The organism is Pseudoalteromonas sp. APM04 (genome assembly GCF_022809815.1).
Lineage (GTDB): Bacteria > Pseudomonadota > Gammaproteobacteria > Enterobacterales > Alteromonadaceae > Pseudoalteromonas > Pseudoalteromonas marina.
The window spans coordinates 2,533,325-2,553,906 of sequence record NZ_CP094441.1; the positions used below are offsets into that span (position 1 = coordinate 2,533,325).

At 38.8% G+C, this 20,582-nt stretch carries 15 protein-coding genes and 1 pseudogene; 6 read left to right on the forward strand and 10 right to left on the reverse strand.

Features of this window, described 5'->3' with window-relative positions; translation table 11 throughout:
• Positions 1-216: 216 nt before the first annotated feature.
• On the forward strand, positions 217-1,593 hold the full coding sequence (locus MTP24_RS11710) for a VCBS repeat-containing protein (protein WP_243531326.1): 1,377 nt from the start codon (positions 217-219) through the stop codon (positions 1,591-1,593).
• Between the two features lie 57 nt (positions 1,594-1,650).
• Here MTP24_RS11710 and MTP24_RS11715 read toward each other — a convergent pair whose 3' ends face one another.
• Positions 1,651-2,106: a hypothetical protein gene (locus MTP24_RS11715; RefSeq protein ID WP_243531328.1), complete on the reverse strand. Its 456-nt coding sequence runs from the start codon at positions 2,104-2,106 to the stop codon at positions 1,651-1,653.
• Between the two features lie 12 nt (positions 2,107-2,118).
• Positions 2,119-2,394 (reverse strand): EF-hand domain-containing protein, encoded by a 276-nt coding sequence (locus tag MTP24_RS11720; protein ID WP_008132299.1) that lies wholly within the window; start codon positions 2,392-2,394, stop codon positions 2,119-2,121.
• Between the two features lie 292 nt (positions 2,395-2,686).
• Between MTP24_RS11720 and MTP24_RS11725 the strand changes: the two genes are divergently transcribed.
• Positions 2,687-3,541 carry a PA4780 family RIO1-like protein kinase gene (locus tag MTP24_RS11725; protein ID WP_008132303.1) on the forward strand — a complete coding sequence of 285 codons (855 nt, stop codon included), beginning with the start codon at positions 2,687-2,689 and terminating at the stop codon, positions 3,539-3,541.
• 33 nt (positions 3,542-3,574) lie between these two features.
• Here the strand turns inward: MTP24_RS11725 and MTP24_RS11730 are convergent, their stop codons facing one another.
• The 4 genes from MTP24_RS11730 to MTP24_RS11745 all read right to left on the reverse strand — a co-directional run bounded on the left by MTP24_RS11730 (position 3,575) and on the right by MTP24_RS11745 (position 8,482).
• On the reverse strand, positions 3,575-4,246 hold the full coding sequence (locus MTP24_RS11730) for a response regulator (RefSeq protein ID WP_006791444.1): 672 nt from the start codon (positions 4,244-4,246) through the stop codon (positions 3,575-3,577).
• Between the two features lie 74 nt (positions 4,247-4,320).
• Positions 4,321-5,763, reverse strand: coding sequence for an ATP-binding protein (locus MTP24_RS11735; protein ID WP_243531330.1), 1,443 nt, complete (start codon positions 5,761-5,763; stop codon positions 4,321-4,323).
• Between the two features lie 141 nt (positions 5,764-5,904).
• Positions 5,905-7,830 (reverse strand): S9 family peptidase, encoded by a 1,926-nt coding sequence (locus MTP24_RS11740; protein WP_243531333.1) that lies wholly within the window; start codon positions 7,828-7,830, stop codon positions 5,905-5,907.
• A 43-nt stretch (positions 7,831-7,873) separates the two neighbouring features.
• Positions 7,874-8,482 (reverse strand): flavin reductase family protein, encoded by a 609-nt coding sequence (locus MTP24_RS11745; protein ID WP_243531335.1) that lies wholly within the window; start codon positions 8,480-8,482, stop codon positions 7,874-7,876.
• A 185-nt stretch (positions 8,483-8,667) separates the two neighbouring features.
• Between MTP24_RS11745 and MTP24_RS11750 the strand changes: the two are divergent.
• The 3 genes and pseudogenes from MTP24_RS11750 (at position 8,668) to MTP24_RS11760 (ending at position 10,901) form a co-directional block, all read left to right on the forward strand.
• A pseudogene (locus tag MTP24_RS11750) lies at positions 8,668-10,198 on the forward strand (deoxyribodipyrimidine photo-lyase).
• A gap of 2 nt (positions 10,199-10,200) precedes the next feature.
• Positions 10,201-10,338 carry a DUF2256 domain-containing protein gene (locus tag MTP24_RS11755; protein ID WP_243531337.1) on the forward strand — a complete coding sequence of 46 codons (138 nt, stop codon included), beginning with the start codon at positions 10,201-10,203 and terminating at the stop codon, positions 10,336-10,338.
• A gap of 125 nt (positions 10,339-10,463) precedes the next feature.
• On the forward strand, positions 10,464-10,901 hold the full coding sequence (locus tag MTP24_RS11760) for an OsmC family protein (RefSeq protein ID WP_243533716.1): 438 nt from the start codon (positions 10,464-10,466) through the stop codon (positions 10,899-10,901).
• A 69-nt stretch (positions 10,902-10,970) separates the two neighbouring features.
• Here the strand turns inward: MTP24_RS11760 and MTP24_RS11765 are convergent, their stop codons facing one another.
• Positions 10,971-11,150 carry a 2TM domain-containing protein gene (locus MTP24_RS11765; RefSeq protein WP_243531339.1) on the reverse strand — a complete coding sequence of 60 codons (180 nt, stop codon included), beginning with the start codon at positions 11,148-11,150 and terminating at the stop codon, positions 10,971-10,973.
• A gap of 218 nt (positions 11,151-11,368) precedes the next feature.
• On the opposite strand from MTP24_RS11765, the gene MTP24_RS11770 reads away from it, so the two are divergent.
• Positions 11,369-12,133 carry an EAL domain-containing protein gene (locus MTP24_RS11770; protein WP_243531341.1) on the forward strand — a complete coding sequence of 255 codons (765 nt, stop codon included), beginning with the start codon at positions 11,369-11,371 and terminating at the stop codon, positions 12,131-12,133.
• 87 nt (positions 12,134-12,220) lie between these two features.
• Here MTP24_RS11770 and MTP24_RS11775 read toward each other — a convergent pair whose 3' ends face one another.
• The 3 genes from MTP24_RS11775 to MTP24_RS11785 form a co-directional block, all read right to left on the reverse strand.
• A complete protein-coding gene (locus MTP24_RS11775; RefSeq protein ID WP_243531343.1) occupies positions 12,221-17,548 on the reverse strand; it encodes a DNA repair ATPase in 5,328 nt (1,775 codons plus the stop codon).
• 80 nt (positions 17,549-17,628) lie between these two features.
• Positions 17,629-19,731 (reverse strand): SPFH domain-containing protein, encoded by a 2,103-nt coding sequence (locus tag MTP24_RS11780; protein WP_243531345.1) that lies wholly within the window; start codon positions 19,729-19,731, stop codon positions 17,629-17,631.
• A 61-nt stretch (positions 19,732-19,792) separates the two neighbouring features.
• Entirely contained in the window at positions 19,793-20,428 is a 636-nt protein-coding gene (locus MTP24_RS11785) for an OB-fold-containig protein (protein ID WP_243531347.1), read from the reverse strand.
• Positions 20,429-20,582 lie beyond the last annotated feature (154 nt).

Consider the following 20,582-nt stretch of genomic DNA (forward strand, 5'->3'; position numbering starts at 1 on the left):
CATACCAACTTGCACAAATACCTAAAGCAGCTTACTTGATTAAACTGCACTCTGGACAATAAACCTATCTTTAGCAAATATGTTCAGCGCTTAGGTTAATTAAGCTAACTAGCATAAACATTTTATTACAATTACTTACACCCTAACGTTAGTTTTTGCCGTAGGCTGAAAAGAGTTAAATATTCGCCTACTTAAAACTATACAAAGGGATTTACCATGTTAAAACCGTTTAGTGCATTACTTATATTGCTTGCACCTAGTACTTTATTAGCGCAAACCATGTCGATTAAAACCACTGAAGGGTTAGTAACAACCGACTCGACAACGTTATTTGCTTTTAACAAAGAGCTTAAGCAGCTAGAACGCATTGATTTACTATCAGCACAAAACTCTCAGCTCGTTCTGCCTGACAATGCAATTGGTTTTGACGTGGCAACACTTGCTAATACAAGCGATAAGCAAGCGCTTGTGGTAGCTAGCGATGGCATTTACAAAGCGGATAAAGAAAAACCTTCACTTTTATTTGCATATACATCAGTAATAAACCAGTTAGAAGTAACAGAGTTTGAAAAAATAAACTTTATCATTGATGCCAACAAAGATGGCCTGAGTGATATTTTGCTCCCAGACTTAAACCAAACAACCCTTTATATTCAAACTAACAACGGCCAATTTACCCCTCATACTTTTGAAAAAAAGACGCAGTTTACTGGTGATTTTTCAAAAGATGGTCTCACCCTTGAGGTTGATATTAATAACCAACCTACAATTACAGATTTTAATCACGACGGCCTAAATGACTTAGTGTTTTTAAATAAACAAGGCGCCGATGTGCTTTACGCAAATACTAATGGTTACAACAAAGCCATGGCTGACGTTAATTTTAATATTGAGTTGGGCGAGCTTAGTAACGGTGAAAAACGTAAAATAAAGCAGCTTCTTGATATAAACAACGATGGCTATTTAGACTTTATTACCAAGCAATATAAGCCAGTGGAAGGCATGGATTCGCTCGATATTGACATAGCGCATAACCTTTATTTAGGTAATAAAACAGGGTTCAGTCAAACACCTATTAAATTGTTAAATACCAGCGGCCCTAGTCAGCTTGTATTTGAAACAGACTTTAATAACGATGGCTTAATAGACCTGCAAACAATGGACTTAGACATTGGCCTTGGCACTATTGCCTCTATGGCTATGGGCGGTGGTAAAACTGACGTAGATGTAGAAATGAATATTTATAAGCAACAAACCGATGGCTCATTTGCTAGTAAATCAAGTATAGAAATTGACCTTGAGATGGAAATAAATATGAGCAATGGCGATGCAACCCCACCTTTATACATAGGCGATATAAACGGGGATGACAAAACTGATGCGGTATATAAATACAGCAAAAAAACGCTCTATGTTTACTACGGCGAAGAGGACAATTTGCTGAACAAAAAGCGTAAAAAAATAAAGTTAACCCTACCTAAAAAAAGTAAAGATATTTTGTTAGTTGACATTAACCAAGACGGTAAAAAAGACTTTGTATTTAAATTTACCGAAGAAGATGGCACCAGTACAATTAAAACCCGCTTAAACTAACCACCTACACAAAAAGCCCAGTATTACTGGGCTTTTAATGTCAGCTTTTACAAATACTTACGCTTTAATACTGAGTAACGAATCAGATTCAGACAAGCCAAACTTTTCTTGAACAGCCGATAGTATAGCGTCTTTATCTTCATCGTTTATTTGGCTTGAATACTGCTCTAGTAATTCATCAAGGTAACTTACTACATCGTCTGTATTAACTTGCTCTAGTGAATTTTGTGGCGGTGGAGGCGGTCTTTGCCCTTCAGGGCGGCCAGCATCACCAATACTTTTAGCATCAAATTCAAGCTCGCTCATTAATTCTGCCAGCTCTTTAGTGGGTGAAATACCCTGCTCTTCAAACGCAGCTTGAATGCTCTTTGCATCTTCAGAGGTTAAGTTTTCGGGATCAAATTGCGCTAGCGTTTCTTTTACAAAATCACTTTGTTCTGATGTTAGCGATACAGCTTGGCTTTTTTGCTGCGGCATAAAACTAGTAGCGCTATTGTTTATTGAATTGATCATGTAAGTTTCCTTTCAACGTTCACGACGAGGTGGTTTATGTTCACTTAATTCTTGCTCGCTGATTTCCCCATTACCGTCAGCATCAATTTCATCAAAAATAGTCTGTGCGTCACCGTGAGGTGGCTTTTTAGTATTAAATTCATCAAAACTAATTGCACCATTGCCATCGGTGTCGAGAGTTGAAAAGTCTGGCTTAGGCGGTTTGTTATTACTTCCTTTTGCAGCAATATTGGCCGAAAAAACAATGCTAAGTAATACAATCATTGCCGTTGATGTTAAATGCTTCATAGTAATAACCTTATATTTAGGGCGTGTTGATACCGTAAACTTACACCTTAAAAACGCAAAAAATGTGCAAACAATAAGGAAGTATTAAATAATTTAAAAAATTGATGTGTTCTAGGGCGTTCTGGTTGCTCAATTTACAATCAGCAGATAAGCTAACGCAAGCATGTGTAAATGCGCGTAATACTGCCCTTAATTCTCAAAGCTGATATACTGCTTGAGCATATAAAACAACTAATTACAGAGCACTTTCTTAAATAATGATTAATTACCAACTCCACTTAGCAGGCAAGCTGTGAAAACACCAAAACGCTTACAACCCCTTATCGATGACGGTTTAATTGATGAAGTACTTAGCCGACTAATGAGCGGTAAAGAAGCCGATGTATTTGTAGTTCGCTGTGGTGAACACATTCGGTGTGCAAAGGTTTATAAAGATGCTGTTAAACGCAGTTTTAAAAAAGCCGCACAATACCAAGAAGGCCGAAAAGTTCGCGGTGGTCGCCAAGCTCGCGCAATGGGAAAACGCTCAAGTTACGGGCGCCAGTTAGAAGAAGAAATTTGGCAAAATGCTGAGGTTGATGCTCTTTCTCGTTTAGCTAGAGCCGGTGTGCGTGTACCCGATACATATTTTTGTGTTGATGGTGTTTTACTTATGGAGCTTGTGTCTGACAGCGAAGGCGATGTTGCGCCGCAGCTAGGCCATGTAAGTATGAGTAAAGAGGAAGCTATCAAACAACATACACTGATGATGCATTACATTATGCTTATGCTGTGCGCGGGTATTATTCATGGAGACTTATCAGAGTTTAATGTGCTTGTTGACGATAAAGGCCCTGTGATTATTGATTTACCGCAAGCTGTAAATGCGTCTGCTAACAATAGCGCTGAAGCCATGTTTGCTCGTGACGTAAACAACATGCGTCGTTACTATAGTGAGTTTGCACCTGAGTTGTTAAATACCCAATACGCTAAAGAAATGTGGGCGCTATTTGAAGAGGCAAAACTTACACCTAATTCTATACTCACCGGTGAATTTGAAGATGACAGCGAAGAAGCTGACGTTGATTCAGTACTAGACGAGATACAAGCTGCAGCCGATGAAGAACAAGAGCGACTAGCGCGCATTAACTTTTCAGACGAAGAATAAAACGCCAACGTTTTTGTTAATCGCTTTGTTCCCTTATTGCGGGTGTACAAAGCGATAACCTACCCCATAAACAGATTGAATCACACTCTCTGTTTTAGTTAATTCATCCAGCTTTTTACGCAATTTTTTTATGTGGCTGTCAATCGTTCTATGACTCACAATACGCTGATCGGTGTACATGGTATCCATTAAGCTATCTCGTGAATAAATTCTACTTGGGTTATTAAACAAAGGTTTAAACAACTGAAACTCAAAGTTAGTTAGCTCAATGTCGTTATCTTGGTATTTTACTTTATAGGTGGTTTCATCTAATTGCATTACCGATGTTTGTACTGCTGAAACGTTGAGACGCCTTAAAATAGCTTTTACCCGCGCAACCAACTCTGCGTAACTAAACGGCTTACAAATATAATCATCTGCGCCTAACTCAAGCCCTAGCAAGCGATCTATCTCTTCTACTTTGGCCGATACCATAATAATAGGCACATTAGAAAAACGCCTAATCGCTTTACATAATTCGATTCCGCTTTGACCTGGTAACATTACGTCTAGCAAAATAAGACTTGGCCTATTAATTTCAAGCCATGGAAGTACGTCATTCCCATGGTGTATTTGATGAGTATTAAAATGATGATTCATTAAAAAATCACTCATTAAATTAGATAATTTTTCTTCATCTTCAACTATCAAAATGTGTTCACTCATTGGCACCTCTATTCGTAACGTAAATTCAAACCACTTAATAAAGTAGGCAATTTAAAGATTAGGTTTAAACATTGTTAAATGGTTGGCAGGCGTATAATAATAGCTAAACCACCTAGGTCCGCTTTTTCTGCGACTATCTCACCATTATGCCCTTCAACTATATGTTTACAGATTGATAAACCAAGGCCTGAACCACCTTCTTGGCGGTTACGCGCACCGTCAACTCGATACAGGTATTCAAACAAATGCGCTAAATGTGAAGACTCTACCCCAACTCCATTATCCTCAATACTCAGCTGAATAAATAACTGCCCTTTTTTACTTATGTTTTTAGCAGTTATTGAAATAGTCGTGCACTGAGCATAATGAACTGCATTCATTAAAATATTATCAAACAACTGCAGTAGCCGTGCTTTATCAGCCTCAACATTGGCGTATTGAGCGCTATTTAATAGGTAAAGTTTGATTGTATGCTGCTCAAATATAACCTGATATTTTTGCTCGATTGTATTTAACAGTATTGTTAAATCGGTTGGCTGCATGGTGTAATGCATCCCCCCTAATTCGGCACTATTTAGCATATGTAAATCATCTATTAGGCGCTTTAAATGCATCGCCTCATCATTAGCTGAACTAATATTTTTGGTATTAGGCTCACGTACCCCAAGTAACATTGCTTCAAGTTCACCCAGCAAAATACTCATTGGTGTTCTTAATTCGTGAGAAATATTAGCTAACCAGCGTTTACGTACTTGCTCATCTTTAGCTAGTGTAAAGGCCAGTGTATTAAAATCTTCACTTAATTGGCCTAATTCGTCTTTTCTATCAAGAGTCAGCTTAGTAGTGAAGTGACCTTGCGTAAGCTGATGCATCCTGGTTGCTATTTTTTTTACCGGGCTTACTAAATGCCGTGATAGTAAAAAAGTTAACAGCAACGTAAATAACGCAGCAGCGATAGCAATAAACCATAAGTAGTCTGTTTGCTGTTCTAAAAAATCAAGCTCGTAGCCATCAACCAAATTATCTCTTTTTGAAACAGCTAAATAACCAATGACTATATTGTTAACAGTAATTGGCGTATTGATATAGGTGAGTTCATCGAGATAACGCCCTCTTATCGGTTGCTTATTTTTATCAAGTAACGCGTAATGAGCAATATCGTTTGGTCTGGGAGGGCCTTTCATATCAAAGCGACCGCGTTCAGGTGGTGGTGGCCTCATTGACCGGCCTCTAGGACTTGGGCGCTCTGCAAATTCAGAAAATTGGCTGCTTTGTAACTCGGCTTCAACAAGGCGTCTAAAACTTTTATTGTCACGGATGACTTCGTCCCACGAGGCACTGCTTTCATATTGCTTTGCGAGCTTTGTAACAAGCGGCTCAAGTGCTTTTATTTCTTTTGCATTCACATAATCAATAACACCTTGGCCTATGCTCCATTGTATAAGCACCACCAGCCCCGCAATAATGCTAAAGGTAAAGCTAAACAAAATTAAAAAAAGTTTATTGTGAATTTTCATGGGGAAGCGTTCACCTTAAAATTAAACCGCCACTTATAACTTGGCCACATTTAAATAAGTTTAACAACTAAACGTGCAAACAATGTGCACCTACTTAAAAAAATTGTACAAAAAAGGCGACCTAAGTCGCCTTTGTATTATTTAGTTTTTTAAATGTTTATCAAAAAAATCTAAAAAAGCCTGCAGCGTTTTAACGCGATGTGCTTGATGCGATAAATAATGATCGCCATCTTCTAACTCAATATAAGTAACGTCTTTATTTTCATCGTCTAATTCATCTTCCATTTCCCGGCTATGGTAAACAGGCACTACACTGTCATCACTGCCATGAACCAATAATATAGGTCGGTTAATCTGCTTTGCATACGTTACAGGAGAGTTAGCTTCTAGCATATCGTCGTCTGTACCAAACTGCTTTCTGACTATTTCTTTATTGGTAAAGTAACGCGCTTTAAAAACAAGGTGTTCTAAATCACTTACGCCTGCAAAACTGGCAGCACATTTAAATGTTTCAGGGTGCTTAACAACCGCCATTAACGCTGCATAACCACCATAACTTGCGCCACCAATACAAATTTTTTCAGGTTGTGCAATACCTTGTTCAATAAGCCAATTTGCGCCATCTTGTAAATCGTCTTGCATGGCTAAACCAAAACCCTGAATAGATTGCATTAAAAACTCATAACCATATCCGCTTGAACCTCTAAAGTTTGGCTGTAATACAGCGTAACCATGATAAGACAATAATGCAGTCCAATAATCAAAGTTAGCGTAATCTCGCGCCATTGGACCACCATGCGGAAATATTATAGTGGGTAATTTGTCGCCCTTTTTATACCCTACAGGCAACGTTAAATAACCTTCAATGGTTAATCCATCTCGCGCTTTATAACTAATGCGTTCTTTACCGCCGTATACTGTTTCATCAATTTGCGGATAGGCATCGGCAATGGCGCTGACCTGATTTTTTGTTCTGTCTCCTAATAAATAACTACCTGACGACTTTGCTGAACTAACGTAAAGTATGTATTTTTGTTGATCTTTAGTGGTGCTTAAAATATCAATATCGTAGTCGTCTTTAGGAAGCGATACTCTTAAAGAGCGGTGAAGTTTATCTAAATCTGCATCCCAGTAGTTTACCCCGTCCTCTATGTGAGAATCAGTAAACCCTGCAACCTCACCTGTTTTGCTAGAATAAAAAATAGAACCATCAAAGTCGTATTTATCATTGCTGTAAATTAACTCGCGCTCTTTGGTAGTTAGGTTAAGTCTAAACAATGCATCTCGCCCGTTGTGCAAAGCCGAGATATATAAAAGGTTAGGGTTTTTATCAAACCCTAATATAGAAATACTTTGCTCACTAAATACTTCGTAATCAAATAACGTGTCCCAGTCTCCGGTCTCAGCATTAAGTAATTCATAAGTAAATTGTGTTTCGTCCATTTTTTTAGCTATACGAACATTACCTTGCCTGTCGGCAAACCAATCTGTTACGTTATTGCGCTGTCTTTGTACTTTACTTTTGCGCAATGTATTAAGATCTAGCTCGTATACAGCAGGGTTATTTGGCACTGTAAAATCACCCTGTACCAAAATTTTATCTTCTTGTTCTGGTAGAAAGCTCACTATACGGTCTGCATATTGTGGCTGACGCTCATCTCGAGAAGGGACAGCTCTAAACGCTAATTTAATCCCATCTTTATTTGTGAGATTGTACGAGTACAAAAGTGTAGATGTATATTTAGCCCCGCCAAATTGGTACTTAATAAACCTAGCACCCAGCAAAATAACGTTATCATTAGCCCAGCTATACCAATCAAAAAATACAGTGCGGTTGTCTGCATTTAAAATTGCTTTTGTATCTCCTGTTTTGAGATTTTTAACCATTAAAACTAAGGTGCCTTTGTGGTTTCGAACAAAGGAAAGGTTCTCACCATTGGGAGATAGTTTAATTTGGCTAAAGTCTTTTAAGCCCGCAAAGGCTTCTATTGGCAATTTTTTATCTTGTGCGGCGAGAGTATTAAAGCTAATAAGCGTGATCAATGCAGCAGCAATAAGTTTACGCATCAAAAGTCCTTTTATTTTTATGTTTTTAAATCAGGTCCGTATTCTATAACTGAGGGCGCTTAAGAACAAATTTATCTTTTGTCGTACTAAAGTAATCGCCACCCATTTTCCCTACAGCCTCTAATCGAGCAGGATCAATATAACCGTTTACTAATATTTCATCATCAACACATATACCAACAATATCCAATAACATCATTTTTCCGCCACCGGCTTTTTCTGAAACCGTAATTACCTCACGCAAGGTACATTCATAGCGTACTTTAGAAGCCTCTACACTTGGCGGACTCACTAATAAACTTGGCGTCTGTTGTATATTTGCTTCATCAAACTCGCTCACGTTATTGGGGTAATTGGCACAGCTTTGGTTCATTTGTTTAACTAAGCTATGGCTAACAATATTGACCACGCACTCTTTAGTCGCCAGTAAATTAGTTAACGTGTCTTTGTTAGCGTGATCACGCGGATTTACCTGAGTAACACTTAATACAGGGGGATTACAGCTTGCTACGGTAAAAAATGAGTAAGGGGCAATATTCGCAATCCCTGTTTCGCTTAACGTGCTGATCCATGCAATGGGGCGCGGGCTTATACCGCCCACTAAATATGAATATACATTGTGATCAGCATTGCTAGTTAAATCTAAAAACATGTTTTTCCTTTTTATTATTAAAACTAAATCGCAATTTAAAACCTTTACGTACTAACAACTTTAACTTTTTTATTTTAGTGCGTTTTTTGTAGCAAACAGTACCTGTTAATGAAAATACAAACGCAATAAAAAACCAAATAACGTGAACATTAATATACTAATTTAAGTTAAGAGTCGTAAATTAAATGCGTGAAAAAATAAATATAGTGTGGTTTAAACGCGATTTACGCTTAAGCGATCATCAGCCATTAAAAAGTGCGTTTGATACTGGCCTACCTACCTTACTAATGTACAACTTTGAACCACTTCTGCTGGAGGATGCTCATTATAATGAACGACACTGGCGCTTTGTGTACCAGTCTATTGTTGATTTAAACTCTCAATTAGCGCGCTTTAATGCAAAGGTGTATATATTTAATGAAAACATGCAGACTCTGCTTCAAAAGCTTAATGAGCAGTTTGAAATATCATATATTTTTAGCCACCAAGAAATAGGGCTAAATAATACCTTTGAACGCGATTTAGCAATTAAAGCTTGGTGCCACAATAACCATATTAACTGGCAAGAGTCGCCAACAGGCGCTGTTATTCGTGGTAAAAAAAACCGTGACAATTGGAATGAACGCTGGCAAAAAACAATGCAGGCTCCGCTTGCTATACCCAATTGGAAGAAAGTTAATTCCGTCAAACTTAAAAATTATAAAAATCCAAAATTACCTGAAACTTACACTCAAGATGATGACAATTTTCAGCAGGGCGGCCCGCTTCATGCGAGAGAAGTTTTGCAAAGTTTTTTTACCCAACGCGGTAAAGGCTATCAAAAAGGAATATCTAGCCCTAGCTTAAGCCGTACCCATTGCTCTAGACTATCGCCATATTTAGCATGGGGAAATATAAGCCTTAGGCAAGTTTATCAAACTGCGATTGAAGCTTATCATTCAAACCACCCCGATAAAAAAGGTTGGAAGCGCCCGCTTGCTGCTTTTGTATCTCGTTTGCATTGGCATTGCCACTTTATGCAAAAATTTGAAAGCGAATGCACTATGGAGTTTAAAGCATTAAACCCAGGCTATCATTCATTTCCGTATCGTACCGATAAACATGTAAAGCGTGACATTGAGCGCTGGGCGCAGGGGCAAACAGGCGTGCCTATAATAGATGCATGCATGCGCTGTCTAAAGGCCACCGGTTATATTAACTTTAGAATGCGCGCTATGTTGGTGAGCTTTGTAACACACCATTTAAACATAAGCTGGCAGCAAGCAAGCTTTCCGTTAGCTAACTATTTTTTAGACTTTGAACCAGGTATTCATTATCCGCAAATTCAAATGCAGGCATCGGTTACGGGTATTAATACCATTCGCCATTACAACCCGATAAAACAATCAGAAGATCAGGACCCAACAGGCGCCTTTATAAAAAAGTGGTGCCCTGAACTTGAAAAGCTCCCTATTGAATATTTACACGAGCCGTGGGAGCAAACACCAATGGAAGCGCTTTTTAACGATTTTAAACTGGGTGAAGATTACCCCGAGCCTATGCTTGATTTAACACTCGCCTCAAAAGACGCCCGCGAGCGATTATGGCAATACCGAGATCGTCCTGAAGTTAAACGTGCCATAGGGAAAATACTTAGAAAGCATGTTGCAATCACACCAAACAAAAGCAAAGTAAAAAAATAAAAACACAGCTAAAAATAACACTCAGGTTAAGTAACTATGGCGCATAAAAAAATAAACTTACCGCAAAAAATTTGCCCTATCTGTAATAAACCGTTTGCGTGGCGTAAAAAATGGCAACGAGATTGGGACAATGTCATTTATTGCTCAGAGCGGTGTAAACGAAATAAAAAGTGATTGCAATTTACTGGCGTCTATTTTGCAACATCATCTGAAATTAATATTTTTTCGGTTTTATTTAAGCTTTTTGTAAATAACGCTTACCTAATCTGAAAAACTTACATTTAAACAAGGAGAAGATGATGACGATTAAAAAAACGGCAAACTCAACCTGGTCTGGCGATATTAAAACAGGCAAAGGCAGTATTTCAACGCAAAGTGGTGCACTTGATAAACAGCCGTACGGCTTTAATACCCGTTTTGAAGATGAGCCAGGCTCAAACCCTGAGGAGCTAGTAGGTGCCGCACACAGTGCCTGTTTTAGTATGGCGCTGTCGCTTGCATTAGGTGATGCTGGTTTTACAGCCGATAAAATTGATACCAAAGCAACGGTAAGCCTTGATGAAGTAGACGATGGCTTTGCAGTGACGCATATAGCACTTGAGGTAAAAGCACGTATTAGTGACATAGCTAATGAGCAGTTTCAGGCCTTATGTGAGCAAACTAAAAAAGGCTGCCCTATCTCAAAGCTGCTTAATACCGAAATTTCACTTAAAGCAACACTAGATAGCGCCTCATAACCGACTCATAGTTATTTTCAATAATATGCAACTTAAGCCAAGTAAGTTTTTTACTTGGCTTTGCATTCACTACCCAACCCTTTTTGAGTTGTTTAAATCTAATAAATCGTTAAGTAGTGCAATCCCCATACCCAACGCTGGCCATATTACCCATAAATAATTTGGCGAGGTAATTAAATTAATGACTGTTAATAATGCTAATACAGCGAAATAACGCTTTAGATTTTCAAAAAATGTTGATGTATTCATATTTACTCTCCTCTTTGTGTATAGGGTTATTTTTAAGCATAAACAAAACAAATACAGCTGTTAAAAGTCACTCAATATTATGACAAGTGTCATTAATTAGGGCTTACTTATTAGTTACTTCTTACTAGTTAAAGTATAAAAACTCATACTTTAACTTGTTTGTGTTAAGATCGAACTTAAACTAACCTTAAATGCTTATATTAAAAAGGCCGAACTAAATGAATGAAAAATCAACAGATTGCACAAAAGTCACCTGCAGTAACTGTGAAGATGCAAACACACTTGAGTTTGATTTTTCAATGGCGTTTCAACCTATCATAAATTGCCAAAGCAACAATATTTTTGGCTACGAGGCATTAGTGAGGGGACTAAACGGCGAATCTGCTTATTCTATTATTTCTAAGGTAAACGAAAGTAACCGCTATGCGTTTGACCAGCTTTGCCGTATTAAAGCAATTGAACTTGCAGCCAAACTAGGCATTACCTCAATGCTAAGCATTAACTTTTTACCCAACGCTATTTATAAGCCTGAGCGCTGCATTCGTACTACATTAGAGGCGGCTAAAAAGTATAATTTTCCTATTCAAAACATCATGTTTGAATTTACCGAGGTAGAAAAAGTAGAAGATACTGCACATATAAAGCGTGTAGTTGATTATTACCAATCCTTAGGCTTTAAAACCGCCACAGACGACTTTGGTGCAGGTTACTCTGGCTTAAATCTACTTGCTGACTTTCAAACAGATATCATTAAGCTAGATATGGCACTTATACGAGATATAAACAGCGATAAAAAACGCCAATTAATAGTAACCCACTGCCTAAATATGTTTAAAGATTTAAATATTACAGCACTGGCTGAAGGTATAGAAACAGTAGAAGAATACGTGTGGCTTAAATACGCGGGCGTTGAGCTCATGCAGGGGTATTTATTTGCAAAGCCTGGCTTTGAGTGCTTACCCAATGTGAACCTTGATTTGTAAAGTAGAGAATAATCGCACACCTTAAATTTATACAAAGCTTGATTAATGCCGCTCATTGTAAAGCGGCATTAATCTATTAAGTCTAACCTACTGCTTACCTGACCATGCCTGCACTAATTGGGTTAATTGCTGTTTTATATCATTATTAGCAATTGCCTGACTTAGGGTTTCAGTTAACACTTTAATTTCGTCCTGATTAGTATTTTGTGCAATAACCTCACCTAACTGCTGCCCAAACATCGTAATTGTTTGATTAACATTATTAGCATTGAGTGTTTTATTGAGTTCGCTTAAATGAGAATGTGCGCTACTTTTCTCAATGACACTAACTAGCTCTGCAACACTGCTTTTATCTGGCGCTTGGTGCAATAAGCTTTGAAGTGTTTCATTAAGTAAATTAAAGCTCTGACGGTTATCTAAATTGGCCAAACCTTCGCCAACCGTGCCAATTGATGCATTGTAATCATAACTTAAGTTACTTTTACTGAGCTTACTTGCAATGCCCTCTAACGCCTCATGCAAATATCCCATTTGCTCAACCGCCATCATTACCGGGCTACCTGCACCATCAAGTTTATTTAACCTAACAAAGTCACCTTTAATTTGCTCATAGCGCGCTTGTTCTTGCGCTGTGGCGGTACCACGCAGTTCACCTAATTTAAGTAGATTCTCTTCAGAACCTTTACTGAGTGTTTGAGCCTCACCTCGGTAATGATCGCAAATTAAATTCTCGAGCTCTTCGTCATTCATAGCTGCAACAACTTTTTCAGCCATTTTATTCATATTACGGTAGCTACCTTGTAGCTTGAACGGCGGCTCTGTACGGTAGTTGTTGTCTTGCGCAGCTGAAGCAATATATTGCGCATTTACTTTTAATACGGTGTCTCTAATAGTGATCAGTTTATTAATTACCGCTTTAATTTCGTTGGCCTCAGCTTGTGAGTAACCATACTCAAGCTCGTTAAGTGGTATATCTTCACCTTGGCAAATACGCACAAATTTGTATAAATCGTCCATATTTCTGTTTGCCAGCGGTGCAAGCACGGAGTTAGATGTAAGGGCGTTTTCTATAAAGCTCATTGCAAACTCTTGCTCGCACCCTGCTAACGTATCACCTAAATTATAAATATCGGCACGGTTAGCAAGCATATCCGGTATTTTAAAACTCTCACCCGATTCGGTATAGGGGTTACCCGCCATAACCACAGCAAACTTTTTACCACGTAAATCATACGTTTTACTTTTGCCATTCCACACGCCATCAATTCGGCGCGAGCCATCACATAGCGAAATAAACTTTTGTAAAAATTCAGGGTTTGTATGCTGAATATCATCTAAATAAAGCATTACGTTATTGCCCATTTCAAAGCTTTGATTGATTTTAGCAATCTCTTTTTCGGCAGTTGCGTTAATGGCTTGAGATGGATCTAGCGATACTTGGTCGTGCCCTATTGACGGGCAATTTACTTTTACAAATGTTAAGCCTAGGCGGTTAGCCACGTATTCAACTAATGTAGTTTTACCATAGCCAGGCGGCGATATAAGTAATAGCATCCCCATTAAATCGGTGCGTTTGTTTTTACCCGCTGAGCCAATTTGTTTTGCTAAGTTATCGCCAATAATTGGAAAGTACACTTTATTAATAAGCTGGTTTCGCACAAATGAACTCAAAGGCCGCGCTTTAAATTCATCTAATTGTAAGCGCTCTTTTTGCTCAGCTAAAATTTCACTACGTAGAGAATGGTATTGCTCAAAAGCAGGGACTTGTTCAGTAATATACTCTCGCGTGCGTGCATAAAACGACGCATAATCAACTTGAAGTGTTTGCTCACTTATTTGCTTATGCTGCCCCATTAATCCACTAACAGTGTAATCGGCATTTACATCTAAAACGCTGTATTTGAAAGAAGTAGAGGCTGTTAAATGAAGGTAATTCGCAGCTTCAGCTTGAACTTCAGCGCTAATATTACTGTGTTGTAAACAATAGGCATTTAGCCAACTTAAATAAAGTAGACCGCGCTCATCTGTGCTATTAAGTGTGGTATTAGCTTGGGTTAGCTCTTTGCTAAACCCCTTACTATTTGCATCACTATTAAACTGCTCGGCGAGGTTTTTAGCTTGCTGAGATACTATAAACAGAGGCTCATCTGCACTTTTTTGCTGCGCCAATTGCTTAATTAAATATGCTGCGCTGAGCTCAATTGATAAATTACTAAAGTGCACAAGCATACGAGGTATCGTATTTAAAAACTCGCTGATATATTCACTCAGTTGAGATGTTAAAGCGCTAATAAAGTTAATTGCGCCAAAGTGCGTTTCCATCAACAATGCATTTTTTGCTTGGTGATAAAAAGTAGCCAACTGTTCTGCTGACAATTGTGCGCTGTAAAGCTGCGCAACTACCCTACAACTCACTGGGTAAATGAGTAAATCAAGGGTGCTTTTTTGATTAAGTAAAGACTCTATTATTGCGCTTGCGTCATGATCGTGAATGCCCTTTTCGTAACCTTCTTGGTAACGGGGCTCTGCAAATTTTTGCACTACATTTAAAAGCGTACCGTTGTCTTTAGCTTGCTGTAATTGTGTAAATGTAAGTGTATGCTCACTATTTTCGCAGGCTAATAAAATTTGCGCAGCTAAATATTCACCACGATAAATAGCGCTGTTTTCAGACACGAGCGCTTGCTGCCACAAGTGACGGCTTTGCGCTAATGTTTCAACACTTTTTGCGTCGGTAATCGGCTCAAAGTAATCGGTCCCTGTTAAATGCAGCATTAGCTGCTCATCGCGAGGCAGTAACGTTAAATCAAGTAATTGTTTATTAACACTAAATGCGTGTTTACCTATACTTACCGTATTACCGCCATCGGTAAATATATCTTGTTTATCACGTAATGAGCGAATGCCCTGATCTTTGCTTGCTTTTAGTTTTGACTGAATATCATCGGCACGTATTTCGTCGCCAATATCTTTTAACTCTTGCGTAAGTGCTCGTAACTTACTGATCATCGGATCAGCTGCAAAGTAGGTGTTTAACGCATCTAACTCAGTGAAGCTTTGCGAACGTCGATTAACGCCCTGTAAAATACGCTCTGCGGCATTTGCTAAATTAAGCGCACGTCGCTGACGCGCATCAATTAGGCTTTGCTTATGTGCTTCAAAGCTTTCGTAAACGTCGTCTCGCTTGGCTATTATTTCGCTGAGGTATTCATCAAAATCGCTAAATTGCGACTCGAGCTCTTCTAGCTGTATTAGCAAACGCGATAATTGATCGTCACACGCCTCAGGGGTTTTTGCATTATTTAATGCATTAGTAATACTTTGCGAAAACAACTTAAAACGGGCGGCAAACTCAGCTTTAGCCTCAACGCTGCCTAAGCTTTTTTGGCGTATTTCTATGCCTGCTTTTGCCCTATTAACTAACGCATACACACCGCTAATATCTTCTAAAATTTGGGTGCGAATACGGCTATCGTCTATGTCTAAATCAAGCATAGTGTGGTTAAGTAAATCAAGCTCTACACTTTGTTTATCAAGCTCGGCAATATAGGTTTTAAGTTCGGTTACGCTTTCACTCTTAGCGCTTAGCTCTTCGAGCTCTTTTAATTTTTTATGATACGGCTCTAGTGCTGTTGATTGCTGTAAAAAAGCAGCAGTAGCTTGGCTTACACCGCTCAAATGCTCATCTACATCAGCTTGTAACTGGTTGAGCGCATCTGTGTCTATGTACTTAATATCTTCAAGGCTGATTATTTGCCCTTTTAGTACTTTTAACGCGTCTATTGCCGTAACAAATTCAGACACAGCTTTAAAGCTATCGGGGCGAACCTCTCGTGTTACTTCTGTGTACTGTTTAGTTATATCTGCAAGTGCTTGCTTAGCTTTGTTCTGTATTTCAGTTACTTTTTCAAATTCATCAAGTACTTGTTCAGCTGTCTCAAAAATACTGTGCAAGCTTTGCGCTATGTCAGCAAACTCACTTTCGTTGAGCCAATGGTAGCGATCAAATATATTTCGGCTCAGCGAAATCATATCTTCGTAGTGAAACAAACTTGGGCTTTGTTCGTTAATAGCTTTGCATACACTATATAAATCTGAAATACCGCGTACTAAATCGGGGTTACCAATTTTTCCAAAAAAACTCGTTAAAGCAGGTGCATTGGCGGCAAACTCAGCTGATACAAATGGGCTTTGCCATATTTGGATTGGGTGTACGCGTTCAGCTTGTTCATTATCGGCTTTGAAGGTTAACGCTATGCCATCGTTGTAAATACCATAACCGTGACAGTAAATTGGGTTTTGTAAGTTTTTATCAATAATGTTGTAGGCAAATAAAGCATAGCGTCCTTCGCTTGGCTCATAAAATACATACAATACATCTTCGCCATTGGGCGATTTAACTTGGCGATGAAATTCTAAATCATCAATTTGTTCTTCAAATGAGCGAGCCTGTCCCGACTGCAAATAGTAACCACCGGGGAAAATAATACCATGGTCCTCAGGCAGCGTAACACATGCGCTACCAATGGCATCTTGGCGCATTACCTGCAAAGTGCGGCTGTTAAAAATAAAATAGCGCCACTGCTTTTCTCGGTATGGCAAAATTTTAAGTAAGATCAAGTCACCCACTTGCGCGTATTCAACCTCGCTATCAGCAAGCGATTGGTTTTTATCTTCAACAGGTTCTTGATGAATGCCTTCGCCGGTTTCGGTGCTGTTTTCTATTTTTATGGTGAGTGTGCCACCAATGGTTTCAACAAATACGGTATCAGCAATATTTATATGACCGTGACGCCCTTCAACATGGTCACTGCGGTCTGTTTGTTGCCATTCAAAATCATAATCGTGTGCGTGCTTTATATCGCGTTCACCGCGATTATCTATATAATGAATAGTGTTATCTGGGTGTATCTCCCATCTAAACACTCGCACGTCAGAGAGCTTTTCACCAATCTGAAACAACGCAAATAACTTACCGTTTTGCTGATATAGGTGCTGCAGCTTAGTTTGCTTGTAGTAAGTATAAAGCTCTTCAAAATCGCGAATAAAGCGAGTATCGTTTAAAAATAAGGTTTTTTCTGGGTAGGGTTCAATCTCAAAGTGGTCCTCTTGCTGAACCAATTTGTGCACACTAAATACATCTTCAATTGAGGTTTCTTTTTTCAGACCTAAAAACACGTTGTAAGCAAAAATAACCTTGTCGCCTACAATCACAATATCACGAGGCGTACAGTTTTGCTCGGTTCGCGCACGCACGCGCCCTTTAACTTGAAGCTCTGTACTACCAAACTCGCTAATACGCTGCGAATTAACGTTATCTGTTTGCGTTTTGAGTGTTGCGCCAAAATTATTTAAGCGACGCTTGATTAAATCGTACGATCCCTGCTCTAAAGCATGTTGTGTTGAGTCCGTCATTAAACCTTTCCTGCAGTATTACTTTTGTATGTGTGATCAAAAAAGCCGTAAATAAATTACGGCTATAGATTGAGAGGGAGTTAGTCTTGCGGGTCGAGTTTTATTTTCTCGTCAAGGCCGCTGCCCATATTGCCCCCTAGCATACTTAGTAATTGGCTTTTTTCAGCCGCAGTGGTGTTACTCAATTGCTTTAATAATTTACTCATATTGAGGTTTTTCATGGTTTCAGCTGAGCCGTTAGCGCCCGCTAATACTCCTTTCAAATCCTCAATTAAATTGCGATCGCCATTTAAGTGATCTTTAAATACAGTTTGTACTGTTTTGCTTTCATCTACTAAACCATCTATTGATTTACCTAAGCTAATAGCACTCATAAACTGGTTAAAGAACTGGCCATCGCCGCCCATAATATTAATATCGGCATCGCCTAGTGCTTTGCTCATCACTTGAGCTTGATGCTCTGCTATATCTTTGCCTGCCTCAATTTTAGCCAACACTAGCTCTTTTTGCTGGTTTAGTTGTAGTGTAAAGCTTTCGTAATCACGGGCATCTTGGTCCATCGCATTTAGCGCCTGTAGTTTTTCTTCAAGACCTTTCGCCTCAGCAAGCATCTTACGCTCAAGGTTAATGGCTTCAACTTCACCTTGTTTCTCATTCGCATCAGCCATGGCTGTTTGTACTTGTGCTTGAGATAGCCCTATTTCACGGTTACCTTGCGCTTCGGCTTCTAATTTTTGACGCAACACTTTAGCATCCACTTCACCTTGCATTGCGTTTGCTTGTGCTTTAGCTGTAATTACGTCTGCTTCAGCTAAGCCCTGTGCAGCTGTTTCAACTTGGTGTGCCTGGGCAAGTATCTTTTTAGACTCAGCTTGCTGATTAGCAATGCGCAGCTCTGCATTAGCCATTGTTTCAAGTTCACGAGCTTTAAATTCAGCGGCTTGTTCTTGCGCTTTAGCAGCTTCAATATCTTTAACTAGTGCTTCTTCTGCTTCCGCTTTTGCACGGATAATAATGGCGTCTTTTTCACGTTCTGCACCTGCTAAAACCTGCACATCTTTAATACGCTCTTGCTCTTCAGCTACCGATTTTTCTACTATTACGCGATCGCGCACTACATCAGCAATTTCTTTGCGTTCTACTTCAAGTGCTTTTTCTTTGTTAATACGTAAAATTTCAGTTTCTCTTTCTCGTTCAATCACTTCTATTTCACGAGAGCGTAAAACTTTTTCTTCCTCAATACCCAGTACTCGCAGTCGGTTTTGCTCTGCAATATCAAGTTCACGCTGCTTATTTTGCTCGCTAATTCCAATTGACTCTTCAGATTGAATTCGAGCCTGCTCTGATTTTAAACGCTCTTCGTGGCGTACTTTTTCAGCTTCGGCGTGTTCACGCGCTTTAACGGTTTCAATTTCACGAACTTGACGCGACATTGCATCTTGCTTTTGGCGTTCTATTTCAAGTGATTTCTCAGTGGCTTCTTGGTTTTGTATTTCTACTTTTGCGCGCTCATCACATTTTAACTGATTGGTTAATACATTTTGCGCTGCCGTCATTTCGGTAATACGGCGAATACCTTCCGCATCAAGAATATTTTGTGAATCAAGCTTTTCAATCGACGTTTGTTCTAGATAATCAATGGCAACATCTTCAAGTGTATAGCCAGATAAATCCTGCCCTATCACTTCTTTAATGTTGTCTCTAAATTCGTTTCGGTGAGTAAATAACTCAACAAAATCCATTCGCTTACCAACCGTTTTAAGTGCCTCTGAAAACTTAGCTTCAAATAATTCTTGCAGCGTTTCATGCTCTGATGCACGTGCACAACCTACTTGCTTTGCTACACGTAAAATATCGTCTTTGTTTTCATTAACACGAATATAAAACGTAATGGCGATATCGGCACGTATATTGTCTCTACAAATCAAGCCGCCTTTGTCTTTACGTTCAAGTACCATGCGCTTTGTTGAAATATCCATCACTTCCATTTTATGGATAACAGGGTAAACAATGCCACCGGTAGTGGTAACGTCTGGCTCACTTTTCATTTTATTTATAATGAGAGCTTGGCCTTGTTCCACTTTGCGATAAAACTTGCCAACAATTAACAAAATAGCAAAAATGACCGCTATCGCTATACCTACAAACGTTAATATAGGTAGTAAGTTATCTAAAAATTCCATGTTATGTCCTAACGTAATTATCGATTTATTATGTGTTATTTACAGCAAAAACGGAGTTGTGTTACCAAGGTTTGGCAGTAACAATATAACAATGCTGCTTTTTTATATGCTCAAGTAATATTACCGTATCACCTGCGCTGAAGGGGTATTCGTCATGCGATCTAATTTCAATGAGTTGCTCAGTGCCTTGAAAATTAACTCTGCCTTGACCAAACGTTGGCGTCACCTTTCCAGTAACAACCGTGCATTCAAGACCCAATAAGTCGCTACTGCGAGAAGTTTCTACACTTGAGAAAAAGCGTTGTAATGGTTTTGAAATAATAACTGCAATTGGTAAAGCAATAATCGCGCTTACTACCAGCATCGCTAAGCCAAACACATAAAATAAAACACCATCACCAAGTAGGTAAGCAAAAAACTTATGTGCATAAATACTAATTAGCCAGCTAATCATAACCACTAAACTAATTGATACCGTAATAGGAATACTGCCAAAACCAAAGTTTAACGCTGAATGGGCGCTATTTGAATTAGATGAACTGGGCTCTATGTCTAAATCAGATTCAAACATATCAATGTCAGCAAAGCCTAATAAAGTGATCACCCAAAAAAGGATTACAACCAAAAGCAGGGCCGTGAAAATAATGGTAGGAAACGTAAGTGCTAAATTCAAAAAGTCCATATTACTGCTATCCATCTGTATTAATACATTTACACAGTATGATTTTTACCATTTTGAAGAGAGTTTGTTAAGTTTTTTATAATAATTAGCCACTGGTTTATAAAGAATTGTAAATAGCTCACCTCTATTTTAATTACCTCATTATAAACCCACTATTTGTAGGCATTTT